At 25.8% G+C, this 12,258-nt stretch carries 16 protein-coding genes; 11 read left to right on the forward strand and 5 right to left on the reverse strand.

The genetic code is table 11. The features are described from left to right. The first annotated feature begins 1 nt into the window (after nucleotide 1). The 8 genes from JFY71_RS05320 to JFY71_RS05355 all read left to right on the forward strand — a co-directional run bounded on the left by JFY71_RS05320 (nucleotide 2) and on the right by JFY71_RS05355 (nucleotide 6,959). The gene (locus JFY71_RS05320; RefSeq protein WP_243662007.1) at nucleotides 2–745 is read left to right on the forward strand and encodes a hypothetical protein; all 744 of its coding nucleotides are present in this window, start codon (nucleotides 2–4) and stop codon (nucleotides 743–745) included. A gap of 11 nt (nucleotides 746–756) precedes the next feature. Next, nucleotides 757–1,209 carry a hypothetical protein gene (locus JFY71_RS05325; RefSeq protein ID WP_243662008.1) on the forward strand — a complete coding sequence of 151 codons (453 nt, stop codon included), beginning with the start codon at nucleotides 757–759 and terminating at the stop codon, nucleotides 1,207–1,209. Nucleotide 1,210: 1 nt separating this feature from the next. After that, nucleotides 1,211–1,693, forward strand: a complete 483-nt coding sequence (locus tag JFY71_RS05330; protein ID WP_243662009.1) for a DUF2975 domain-containing protein — start codon at nucleotides 1,211–1,213, stop codon at nucleotides 1,691–1,693. Between the two features lie 8 nt (nucleotides 1,694–1,701). Next, nucleotides 1,702–1,914, forward strand: a complete 213-nt coding sequence (locus tag JFY71_RS05335; RefSeq protein WP_338041873.1) for a helix-turn-helix domain-containing protein — start codon at nucleotides 1,702–1,704, stop codon at nucleotides 1,912–1,914. A gap of 9 nt (nucleotides 1,915–1,923) precedes the next feature. Continuing rightward, nucleotides 1,924–2,517: a hypothetical protein gene (locus tag JFY71_RS05340; RefSeq protein ID WP_243662010.1), complete on the forward strand. Its 594-nt coding sequence runs from the start codon at nucleotides 1,924–1,926 to the stop codon at nucleotides 2,515–2,517. A 26-nt stretch (nucleotides 2,518–2,543) separates the two neighbouring features. Next, nucleotides 2,544–4,271, forward strand: coding sequence for a DUF4153 domain-containing protein (locus tag JFY71_RS05345; RefSeq protein WP_243662011.1), 1,728 nt, complete (start codon nucleotides 2,544–2,546; stop codon nucleotides 4,269–4,271). Nucleotides 4,272–4,378: 107 nt separating this feature from the next. Further along, nucleotides 4,379–6,124, forward strand: coding sequence for a DUF4153 domain-containing protein (locus JFY71_RS05350; protein ID WP_243662012.1), 1,746 nt, complete (start codon nucleotides 4,379–4,381; stop codon nucleotides 6,122–6,124). A 145-nt stretch (nucleotides 6,125–6,269) separates the two neighbouring features. Then, nucleotides 6,270–6,959, forward strand: coding sequence for a DUF554 domain-containing protein (locus JFY71_RS05355; RefSeq protein WP_243662013.1), 690 nt, complete (start codon nucleotides 6,270–6,272; stop codon nucleotides 6,957–6,959). 124 nt (nucleotides 6,960–7,083) lie between these two features. Here the strand turns inward: JFY71_RS05355 and JFY71_RS05360 are convergent, their stop codons facing one another. From JFY71_RS05360 to JFY71_RS05370, 3 genes are read right to left on the reverse strand one after another with little or no spacing between them, the layout of a single operon-like run. After that, nucleotides 7,084–7,347, reverse strand: coding sequence for a hypothetical protein (locus JFY71_RS05360; protein WP_243662014.1), 264 nt, complete (start codon nucleotides 7,345–7,347; stop codon nucleotides 7,084–7,086). Between the two features lie 8 nt (nucleotides 7,348–7,355). Next, nucleotides 7,356–8,054: a DUF4367 domain-containing protein gene (locus tag JFY71_RS05365; RefSeq protein ID WP_243662015.1), complete on the reverse strand. Its 699-nt coding sequence runs from the start codon at nucleotides 8,052–8,054 to the stop codon at nucleotides 7,356–7,358. Further along, nucleotides 8,047–8,598, reverse strand: coding sequence for an RNA polymerase sigma factor (locus tag JFY71_RS05370; protein WP_243662016.1), 552 nt, complete (start codon nucleotides 8,596–8,598; stop codon nucleotides 8,047–8,049). Before JFY71_RS05370 ends, JFY71_RS05365 begins: the two co-directional genes overlap by 8 nt. A 263-nt stretch (nucleotides 8,599–8,861) precedes the next feature. Here JFY71_RS05370 and JFY71_RS05375 point away from each other — a divergent pair, with 263 nt between their 5' ends. From JFY71_RS05375 to JFY71_RS05385, 3 genes are all read left to right on the forward strand, one after another. Then, entirely contained in the window at nucleotides 8,862–9,923 is a 1,062-nt protein-coding gene (locus tag JFY71_RS05375) for a hypothetical protein (RefSeq protein ID WP_243662017.1), read from the forward strand. A gap of 37 nt (nucleotides 9,924–9,960) precedes the next feature. Further along, nucleotides 9,961–10,356: a hypothetical protein gene (locus JFY71_RS05380; RefSeq protein ID WP_243662018.1), complete on the forward strand. Its 396-nt coding sequence runs from the start codon at nucleotides 9,961–9,963 to the stop codon at nucleotides 10,354–10,356. Nucleotides 10,357–10,438: 82 nt separating this feature from the next. Further along, nucleotides 10,439–10,651 (forward strand): zinc ribbon domain-containing protein, encoded by a 213-nt coding sequence (locus JFY71_RS05385; protein ID WP_243662019.1) that lies wholly within the window; start codon nucleotides 10,439–10,441, stop codon nucleotides 10,649–10,651. A 120-nt stretch (nucleotides 10,652–10,771) separates the two neighbouring features. Here the strand turns inward: JFY71_RS05385 and hdhA are convergent, their stop codons facing one another. Both hdhA and JFY71_RS05395 read right to left on the reverse strand, forming a co-directional pair. After that, the gene (gene hdhA, locus JFY71_RS05390; RefSeq protein ID WP_243662020.1) at nucleotides 10,772–11,569 is read right to left on the reverse strand and encodes a 7alpha-hydroxysteroid dehydrogenase; all 798 of its coding nucleotides are present in this window, start codon (nucleotides 11,567–11,569) and stop codon (nucleotides 10,772–10,774) included. A 61-nt stretch (nucleotides 11,570–11,630) separates the two neighbouring features. After that, nucleotides 11,631–12,224, reverse strand: a complete 594-nt coding sequence (locus JFY71_RS05395) for a pentapeptide repeat-containing protein (RefSeq protein WP_243662021.1) — start codon at nucleotides 12,222–12,224, stop codon at nucleotides 11,631–11,633. Between the last annotated feature and the right edge of the window lie 34 nt (nucleotides 12,225–12,258).

The following is a 12,258-nucleotide window of genomic DNA, read 5'->3' on the forward strand; positions in this document are numbered from 1 at the left end:
TATGAAAAAGTTTTTAAAAAACAATAAAATTAAAATAATAATAATTTTAATGTTTACATATATTATTTTATTACTTGTAGATTTATATTTTTATAGGAAATTTGTTAATGCTAGTTTTGATGAATATGTAGAGGCCCAAGGTTTAAAAAATGAAGCTACAACTGAAAAACCTGAATTAACTAACGATAATTTCTTTTTAAGAGGAAAATTAAAAAGGGAAATTATATATACGGAAAATTTTAGAACCCATTTTGTCTATGAAACTTCAGGAAGAAGATTTCCGGCACTACCACTGGTTAATTTAATAGATTATAAATCAAACATAGAGAAGAACCCTAATCTGTATAAGGGAGTTAATTTTTATAATTTAAACTATAAAGGTGAAATTATATTTGGGGAATTTGGCAAGGAAGAAGAAAAAATACATGAAGGTCAATTGGATAAAAGTGGTAATTTATTGACAGAACTACCATGGATAAAGGATTATGAATACGATGAAAATTCAGAAGAGGTACAAGAATTTATACAGGATACTAATGATTTAATGGACTATTATTATGAGGATGGTCAAGTAGATGAAATAAAAACATATAATAATTTAAGAGAACTATATAAAGACCTAGTTAAAGAGGGGACTTTAGAAAGTACATTTACCTATGAAGATTATCTAGAATATATTGTTGATTCAAAGATGGCCGAAAAGAAATTTTTAGAGGATATAGAAGAAAGTAGTAATGGCAATTAAAGGAGCGGATTATGAAAAATAAAAAATTAATGGTTTTAGGAGTAGTTTTTATTCTGTTTGCCATTAGCTTATTTGCAGTATTTTATACAAGAAACAATAAATATAGTGAATATGTCTATCTTGAGCTTAGTCCTTTAGACTACTCTACAGAATATGGAGAATTTTCATTAGATAATAAAAATTTAAAGGCATATAAAATAAAAACAACAGATGATAGTTCTGAAAAGATTTTAGAGTCTAAGGATTGGGTTCAGTGGGAAGAACATAGTAAGGATAAAGTTTTTGATGATTTAGAAAGGAATTTATTAGCCGTTGGTGATAATGAACTTACTACAAGTTATACAATTGCCCATACTTGGACATACTACATTCCAAAGGATAGTAAGGGAAAAATAGTTCTTTCATATTTTATAGAATATGATAATTTGCTTTATATTGTTGAATATGAAGATAAAGAGGTGTAAGATGAAACTTAAAAAACTTACAAATATATTACAGGTTGTTTCAGTTATTCTATGTTTGGCTATAATATATATTCTTTTTAACTTTGCACCTAGAATTTCCGTTCAAATAGTTGCTGATTATAAACAATTTCAACAATTTATTTATCCTTGGCTTATAATGTTTTGGGTTGAAGGATTGCCAATTGTTCTATGTGGATTAATTTGTATTAAGTTATATGAAAATATTGGAAATAACGAGATTTTTACAAGGGAAAATCTTAGATTAATAAGACTAATAGATAAAATAGTTTTTATTTTAGTTTTAATAGTTCTACTTGCCAATATTTTGTCCATATATTTCTACCTAGTCTACAACATAGGTTTTATAATTTTACACCTTGCCTATTTACTAATACTTCTTATTGTTCACCTGGTGCTAAAAATAGTAATTGAAATAATGGAAAATGGCGTGGAATTAAAAGAAGACCAGGATTTAACGGTATAGGTGATAATATGATAAGAGTTAATATAGATGTAATGTTGGCAAAGAGAAAGATGTCTGTAACGGAACTTTCTGAAAGGGTAGGAATTACTATGGCAAATATATCCATTTTAAAAAATGGCAAGGCAAAGGCCTTTCGTTTTGAAACTATGGATAAAATTTGTAAAGCCTTAGACTGTCAGCCGGGAGATATTTTAGAATATATTCCCGATGAAGAAGAATAGGAGGACCTTATGATAAAGAAAAATTTCAAATTAAGCTTTGTATTACTAATATTGTTGTTGGCTTTTACCTTAACTGCTTGTAAAAATAATACTAAAGAAGAAATTAATAATGATTTAAGTTTACAATGGAATGCCTTAAGCCTTTATCCATCTTCAGGGGATAAAAATCAGGATGGAATGATAGCCGGGCATACTATGCAGATTTTTGCATCAGATGATGATTCTGATAATAAGGAAATAATAAAATTAAAGGATTTTAAAAAAATTCTAAAAAAGGATTATCCGGATTTATTAGAAGCCTATGAAAATAAAGAATCTGAAATTGCAGAGATTATAATCGGCCTTGAATATGATGTTAAGGATTCAAATAAACAATATGTTAGATTAAATTTATATGAAAATAAGGATTATATTATTTACGATGCAAAAATGGGTGATTATTCAAATATAGAATTTATGTATTTATTCAACAATAATGAAAATTTAATTATTGTTCATGGAGGATTTTCTCCAGAAGATTTTAGAGTAACTCATGGATTACTTTATAATAAGGAATATAGCTTGAAGGATTGGCAAAAAATACATGAAACTAATAATAAATAAAGCTAATAGACTTGCAAGGAGCAAATATGACTATTAAAGATATTTTGAGAAACAGTTTAGATAATTTTAAGTTAATCTTTAAAAGATTTCCCTTGTCAATAATTTCTTCAATACTTTTAAGTTCTGTTTATGCTATTGGCACAATTAAAAGTGGTGGAGGAATTATGGCAAGTAGAAGCAGTATGTCACTTTTATTGGAGCGGGTACTTTTTATAGCTGTATTTATGTTTATATTTATAGCTTTATTAAATAGTTTTTTGGAGTCTATATTTAAAAAGTCCTATTATAAATTTATAACTAATATAGTTGGTATTGCTTTTATTATAGGGTTATTTTTTATAACAAGGAGACAGGGGCATGTATATGGAACTAAAATTTATTTGATACATTCGGGTATTGTAATATTTTTTATACTAAGTTCCTTATATATTGAAATTTTAAATAACCCAAAAAGTTTAGATGTATATTTATATGGAATTATTAGGTCTTTTTGTATTTCAATGTATTGTTCTATTATAATCTTAATAGGAACAATATTAATAGCATACATTATAATTTCATTATTTTTCGAACCTACTTGGGCACCTTATGATATAGCATGTTTTGTAATAATGAATACAGTAAATTTATTTATATTTTTAAGTTTTTTTCCCAAGGCAAAAAAATATGAAGAATATAATATTCCAAACTATATAGAATTAATTGTAGGAGTTATAGTTCCAATTATTATTACAATCTTTGGAATTATACTGTATTTTAGGTCTATAATAGACTTAATACAGAAAAAAATTTCCATGGAGACGACTAATTATTTTATAATATTTTATTGCATTCTAGCAATATTAAATTTAATGATGTTTAGACTTAAAAAAAGTAATAGGGAAATTAACCTTTATTCTAAAATTCTACCAATAACTATGATTCCTTTAGTTGGATTATTGCTTTTTTCAATGTGGACAAAAATTAAAGATTTTGGAGTAATTGAAAATAGATATTTTCTTATTATAATAGGAATCTGGATTTTATTTTCTGCAATATATTTTATTTTTAATAAATATAAAAACAATATCCCAATAATAATAATGGCGTCTATTTTAGTATTAATAAGTTCTATTGGACCAGCTTCAGCCTATAATATTTCTTTAAACAGTCAGGAAAAAAGACTTGAGCATTACTTAAGTAAAAACAATATGATTAAAGATGGAAAAATTATATCTAATAATATTACCTCTATGGAATATATAAGAGAAATAAGAAATATTTTGTTTTATTTTTATGGTATTGATAATTGGTTTAATAAAGATATTAAGGATATAGATTTAATTTATAATACTGATAAAAAATTTTACGAAAATACTTTAAAATATTTTGGATTTGATATATTTTATTATGACCCTGATTTAACAGTAGAGGAAAATCATGCTCAAAGATACATAGAATTTGGTGATGAATATTTTAAAATAGAAAATATTGAAGAATTTAAAAACTCAATAGAAATAAGTATTCCAGGAGATAGTGTTGATGGTTATTATATAGATGTTGAAAACAATAATTTGTTTGTAGAAAAAAATGGAGATAAAAAATATATTAGTTTTGAGGATATTGAAAAGAAGTTACTGGAAAGAAATAATGATTATACCATTGATTTTGACTTAATTATAGATGGAAAAGATATTAAAGTAGCTATAAGATCCTTGTATGTACAATTTGGTAACACAAGACTTGATGCTAAAATAAAAATATTTGAAAAATAGTTCTTGGAAGAATTATTTTTCTGATTATAAATAAAAAAATTAATATTATCTGTTTACAAAAAATATATTAAACTTGCTTAAATATATTAAGCTTATAAGGAGCAAATATGACTATTAAAGATATTTTGAAAAATAATTTTTCAGATTTAAAATATACAATTTTAAGATTTCCCCTAGCTATATTATCGGCTATACTCCTTACTATTGTAACGATTTATGGTAATTTCCAAGAGGAGATTACCTACAGATACACAGTTTTACTAGCTGTTTTTACTGTGGGAATATTTCTCTTTATTTTTATATCCCTACTAAATAGTTTTCTACAGACTGTTTTCAACAAGGCATATTATAAGTATTTAACTAATTTACTAGGAATAGTAATATTAATAGGGCTATATTATTTTGGGAAAAATAGTAATTTAACTAATTATATATACCCTAGTGTATTCTTTATAGACTTATTATACTTAACTAAAAAATTTGGAACCATAGTGTATGGATTAATAGTCTTTTTTATAGTTTCATCCCTATACATAGAAAAGCTAAATAATCCAAGGGGAACTGATATTTACATTTATAAGATTATAAGGGCAATTGGTATATCTGTAATATTTTCTATAGTTATACTAGTAGGAACACAGCTAATACTCTATGCCCTATCTATCTTGTTTTTTGATTTTATAGACTATAGGTATTTTATGTCCAATATTAATTTAATTATGATTTTAGTTAACTTAATAGTATTTTTGTCTAATTATCCAAAGGCAAGCATATACGAGGACTATATTGTACCTAAATTTTTTAAAAAACTATTAATTAACATAGTAGTTGTTTTGTTAATAATATTTGGTTTAATTTTATATATTTATTTTGCAATGATTTTAATTCAAAGGCGTATTTTAGTAAGGCAAATTGCATACCTAGTAATTGTTTATGGTGGTTTTACCATAGGAACCTTAATGCTTTTAAATATTGTAGATAATAATAAATTTAAAACGACCTATATGAAAATAGCGCCAATATCCATAATTCCACTATTGGGAATGTTGTTTTACTCAATGGGAGGAAGAATAAATAATTATGGTGTAACAGAAAACAGATACTTTGTAGTTTTAATAGGATTATGGCTCTTGTTTTCATCGATTTATTTTATTGTTAATAAATATAAAAATAACTTGCCCGTTTTAATGGTATTTTCCCTACTTACCTTAATTGGAACTGTTGGACCATTAAGTGCCTATAATATTTCAACAAGGAGTCAAAAGTCCAGACTGGAATATTATTTAAATAAAAATAACATGTTACAAGATGAAAAACTGGTTCCAAATAGTGATGTTTCCAAGGAAGATAAACTTGAAATAACAAATATTTTAGAGTATTTTATTTATAATAAAGATGAAAAAGAATTACCTTATATTGTAGAAATTGGCGATGATTTTACGCTAGATACAGGTAAGTATTTAGGCTTTGATTTCTACTACTCCTATGAATATGAAATGGAAGAAAATCCGGAACCGGAAACCGGAATAGGAATAAGCTACCAGCCGGATAAGGTAGAAGTGGACAATATTGAAGAATATAAGCATATGGACTTACAGACTGTTTTTAACAATAGTATTATTGGAGATTATACCTTTGTTGTTAAGGATGATAATTTAGAAATTCATAAAAATGAAGAAATACAAGCTATTTCCTTTGATGAAATAAATGAGAAAATCAATACAAGTATTTCATCCTTAGAATTTGAATTGGAATTTTCAGATGGGAAAATAAAAATATTATTTTATATGATAAATGCCTCATCAAATGAGCCTGAAAGCTTTATGGCAACCTTACTTTTATTTACAGATTAATTAGAAGTGCCGGTCTTAAGATTAAGACCGGCGGTTTTTAATTTATCTAGCTAAAACATATAAATAAAAACATATAAATAGTTTTAAGTTGACAGTGTAAAATATTAGCAATATAGTAGTAGTAATATATTTTTTGAGGTGTAAAATGTTGTGGATACTGATTAATGCAGTAGGAATTGCTATTGCCGGTACTTTTGGTATGATATTAAATAAATTTATTTCAAAAAAACAAGGGGAGTCCCTTATTTTAATTTTAGGTTTAGTAATAATAGTAATGGGAATTCAAGGAGCCTTAGAAATTAACAGTATGTTGTTAATGTTGGTTTCCTTAACAGTAGGTACATTTATTGGAACTAGCTTAAAAATACATGACCGAACTGAAAATTTAGCCAATAAATTTTCTTCAGCTAAGGTTAATAGCGACGTTATAAAAAATGCAATTACTATAATTATTATTCAATGTTCAGGTTCCTTAAGTATATTAGCAGCAATGAATATGAGCTTAAAGGGGGATCCTAGTTTACTACAATTTAAGACTATATTGGATTCAGTTAGCGGTTTAATCTTTGCCTCTATTTATGGTGTTTCTATTTATATTGCAGCCTTTGCCCTATTTATCTATCAAGGTTCAATTTTTTTACTAGCAAATATTTTAGGGAACTTCTTAACTCCGGAAGTTATAAACGAATTTTCAGCAATAGGTTCTGTTCTTTTAATAGGAATGGGACTAGGACTTATGAAAATTAAGGATTTTAAAACCCTGGACTACCTGCCGGCTATGTTTATTCCAATAGTATGGTATGGAGTACAAAGTCTATTTGGATTTATATTTTAAAAAGCTACTCTCAAGTAAGAGAATAGCTTTTTCTTATTTATTGTATTGAAGAATACTTTTGTAGCTTATATATAAAAATATGGCAATTATTATTACAGCATATAAGGTTAAGAGTCAAGTTTTATTATAGGTTAAGTAAAATATTAGGAATAATAATTAAAAAATTATATGGTTTTTTATCCTTAATTTTAAGCTTATATTTTTTATACAAATATTTTTCCATTATAAAATTGGAAGATAAAAGAATAGCTAACAGAATTAAGACCATAATTATATTAGAGTAAATATTATTATAAACATATAGCAAGGTTGTTAGTAATATTACTAATATAATATTAAATAAGACATACAAAACATGGCCCTTTGAATATTTTAAATTTTTCTTCATTTTTTCTCCTATTCAAATATACTTATAAACATTTTTTCCAGTTCTTCTAGGGGAATGTTTCCATCTAGTAGGTATATATAATTATTATATTCAACTAAAATAGTATTAAAATCTCCTTTTTCAATAATAAAAGCTTTTTTATCGTCTATTTTCTTTTCATAAGTTTTAGCATCCTCGGTATCTAAAGTTACGCTATCTTTACTAACAATTCTTTGAATATAGGAAATATGTTTTTCGGTTTTTTTGTTTATATAATATGCATCATATTCTCTTGGAATTTCTTTAATATTGTTTTCTTCAACTAATTCAAATCCTTCTGGAATATAATTTAATTTCTGTACAATAAATTTCTTACTTGAAAAATCATCCTTGTAGTTAATATTTGTTCCTTCCTTAAAGACAGTTACTATTTTATTGTATATATAGTCGGCATAAGTAGCTACCCTACTTGGACCAATAAGAATTACAGCAAATATTAAGGAAGCTACTAGGGTTAAGGCCAGTTTCTTTCTCTTTTTTCTTATTATAGTCGGACTATTTTCATACTTACTCCTATTTTCCCAAAACTCCTTAAAGGAAATATCCATACTAAGATTTTCTTCTTCTAGCTTATTTAAATAATGGTCTATTTCACTTTCATATTTATCATCTAAGGCTTTTTCTGCATATTGGTAGAGTAAACTATCTAGGGAGTCTTTTTTATTCATAGATTTCAACTCCTTCTTCTATTAATATTTTCCTTAACTTTTCCTTTCCCCGACTTATTCTTTGACGTACATTTCCAACTGATATATTTAATAATTTGGAAATTTCAGAATTACTGTAGCCTAGAACATACTTGCAATATATAACATCGGAATAAATACTAGGAAGACTTTTTATAGCACCTTCTACTTCATTTTCTATATTGTCGTAGTCAAGTTGGCTCTTAGGGTCTTTTAAATTGTTAAAAATACTTTCCTCTAAATTTATAGCAGCCTTATTTTTTCTGGAATTATACATATTAATAGAAATGTTCTTACAAATTAATACAAATAGATTTCTTGTTTTGTTACAATTTTCAAATTCTATTTTATTAAATATTTCAATTATTTTTATAAAGGCTTGTTGAACAGCATCTTCAGCAAGCATTTTATCCTTTAAAATATAAAAGGAAACAGAAAACATTAAATTTTTATATTGCTTATAAACCTTTTCAAATTGTTTTATATCTATGCCATTCTCATCGGCTAAAGACAATAAAATAAACATAAACTTCCTCCAAACTTCCCTTATGACTTCATTATATATTAAAAAAATAATCCTATATAGTAGTAAATAAAAAATATTTACTTTTGTAACAAAAGTCATATTGGATTTGTATTAATTTATAGGACTGTATGAAGGAGTAAGATATGAAAAAGATTATGGGATAAATGTATTAGAAGAAATATGAAGGGTTTTAATATTCAAACTAACAAAACTGTTAGTCTACAAGAATATATATGAATTATACTTATAGTTAAGGAGGGAAGATGAGAAAGAATTATTTATTACTAGTAGTGTGTATCTTTACCTTTTTTAGTTTAGCAAGTTGTAAAGGAAGAGACTTTGACAAGAACTTCGAATGTGGAGTTATTGAAACAAGAGGTGACAAAAATAAAACTATAATTACATTTTATAATGAAGATAACCATATTGTAAATATAAAAAAATTAGACTATGGGGATTCATCTGACTATTTTCAAAATGCAAAGATAGATAATGATAATTTAATTATGATACCGAGAGGTTTATTTAAGAAAAAAGATTTAGGCAAATTGATAAATTTGAATCTTAATTCTGGAGAAATTATTGAATATAAAACAGGAATCTTAGCACCTGTTTCGTTTTCATTTGACTCAAATAATTATTATGTATCTAATACTTTTAATGGGGTTTCTACTCTTACTCAAATAAGTAAAGATAAGCAAAAAACAAACACCTTAAATTTAAAAGATGAATTTATCGAAAGTATAAATAACTATGAAAAAAATGATGAAAGTAAAGTAATATTATTTACAGCTACAATTAACAATGATTTGTATAATAAAAGTTACATGTATATTTTAAGCAATAATTTAGAAATAGAAGAAAAAATCGATACTACAGAATATGGTTTTTCAAGGCATAAATCTATCGTCATTGATAGTAGTATATATTTTTTAAATTCAACAGATAAATTTGATAATTTTAATAACATTATAGGAATTTATAATTTTCAAAGTAAGGATTTTTCAAAAATTGTTACAAAAGAAAATAAACTTGGAGATGTGGCCTATTATAAGAATAATCTATATGTAACCCATACAGATTTAGTAGATGGTAGTGGTTCAAAGGTTTCTATTATCGATATAAAAAATGGTTCTATTAAGGAAATTTCTACAGAGAGCCCTAGTATACAAATAGAAATAAAAAATGATATTTTATATATTTTTAGTGGGGAAACTATTAGTAAGTATTTATTATCTTTAAATAAAGTAGAAAAACTTGAAGAAGTTAATATTAGAAGCCAAACTGAGGAACAGTTTTACCCCTCTAGTTTTTTTGTAAATTAATAAGTTGACTTGGTTCATTATACAAGGAGAGAAGATTATGAGCAATAAAAATAAAAGAATTATAGGAACAATTTGTTTTATAATTCCGACACTATATTATTTAGTTGATTTTATAATAGCAATGGTATTTAATATTGATATTTATGATACCTTTCTTGGAAATATTTATGTTGGAAAACATATAAATATAATTATTACAGCACCTTATATATTATATGTATTATTTTTTGTTTTCATACTAACCTACAATAAATTTATTATGAGATGGATATTTTATATTATGTTGGTAATTAATGCTTTTTATCAAATGGTTGTTATTATGGGAATGACTACAGCAAAGGATTTTTTATATTTTGTCCCCCATATAATAATAAATATATTGTTAATTTGGTACAGTGCCCACAAAGGCTATAATAAGAAAATAGAAAATTGAAAAATTATTTTATAATATACTATTTGCCTAATATATACTAAAATATAGTAAAGGAATAAATTTTATTATACAAGGAGAAATTATGGAAAAGAAACAATATATTTGTGAAAAATGTGGTAATGAACATTATATTTCAGACCAGTTTCAAGCTACCGGTGGAAATTTTGCAAAGATTTTTGATGTTCAAAACAAGAAATTTGTAACTGTTAGTTGTTCCAGATGTGGTTATACGGAGCTTTACAAGTCAGAAACATCAGACGGCTGGAATATTTTAGACTTTTTAATAGGAGGTTAAATACTGATTTATATATTTTTTAATATAAGTAAAATATTTTTAAAACAAGCAGATATAATACCTGCTTGTTTTAATTTTTCTTATATTATTCGGAATCGTATTTATTTGAAAATATTGAAATTATCTTTTTTCTTTCATTAAAAGCATATCGCCATATACTGGAGTTGGTAGTCCAAAGCCACCTGATACATCTACTATCTGTCCTGTTGTATATGCTGAGTCATCACTAGCAAAATAAGCAACTGTGCCTGCTATTTCTTTAGGATCTCCCATACGTTTAATTGGTGTATGTTTTAAGAAAAATTCTTTAAATTCTGGTGTTAAATTATCTTTAACAGCATCTGTAGCAGTCATACCAGGAAGTACAGCATTTACACGAATATTATATTTAGCAAGTTGAACTGCCATTTCTTTTGTAAGATAGTTAATTGCTGCTTTTCCTGTACCATATCCAAGTTGTGAAATATCTGGAACAAGACCAGCGATACTTGAAATATTAATAATACTTCCACCACCTTGTTTCTTCATATGTGGAATAACAGCTTGTGATGATAGGAATACACTTGTTAGATTTACATTTACAGTATTAATAAAGTCTTCATAGGAAATAGATTCAATATCTAAATCTTTTTTCAGATTACTTGTTCCAAAATTGTTTACAAGAATATCAATTTTACCTTCATTTTTTATAACTTCCTCAATCATATCAACATAGGATTCGTTTTTATAAGCATCGTTGTATACCGTTTTAACCTTAAGACCCTGATTATTAAGTATACTGGCTTTCTCTTTAGCAAGTTCCATATTTCTTGCTGCAATATAAACTAAAGCACCATCTTTAGCGAAACGTTCTACAATAGCGTAACCTATTCCTCTAGTACTTGCAGTTACAATAGCTACTTTATTTTGTAAATTCATAATACCCCCTTCTTTCTATAGTAGTAGTTTACCATAATTAAATAAAAAATCGTAAGTATTTTTAAATAACCCTTATTCCCAGCAAACCAACTAACTCTATAGCCTGAAATGAATTTATTTTACTTCCCCTAAATTCCCTTAAATCTTCAGAAATTCTTAACTGCTCAATATTTGAGTCGGAAAAGTCTAAGTTGGTTAATTTTGCCTTAAATATTTCAGCTCTTTTTAAATTGACTTCCTTTATTTTGGATTTTTTAAATTTACAGCTGGAAAAAATAGACTCTGAAAAATCTGTATTCTCCAGTCTTGAATCTTCAAACAAACTGCTTGAAAAATTAGAGTATTTGAAAACGGAGTCATCTATATGTAAATTTCTAAATATAGAATTATATAAATTTGTACCAACGGCCTTAGAACTTACGATTTTTACATTTTTAAAATAAGAGTCCTTAAAGTCACTATTGGAAAGGTCACAATTATAAAATTCTGTTTGATAAAAATAAGCCTTATTAAATTTACAGTTATTAAAAATACAATTCCTAAATTCTATATTTTCAAATTCTATTTTAGAAAAATCATAGTCTGTAATTTCTAAATTATTAAAGTTTTCAAAGGATACTAATCCATCATCTATTAATTCTATTATTTCATTCATAACTACTCCTATAATTATTTGATTTATAATATAG

The organism is Miniphocaeibacter halophilus (assembly GCF_016458825.1).
GTDB classification, from domain to species: Bacteria; Bacillota; Clostridia; order Tissierellales; family Peptoniphilaceae; genus Miniphocaeibacter; species Miniphocaeibacter halophilus.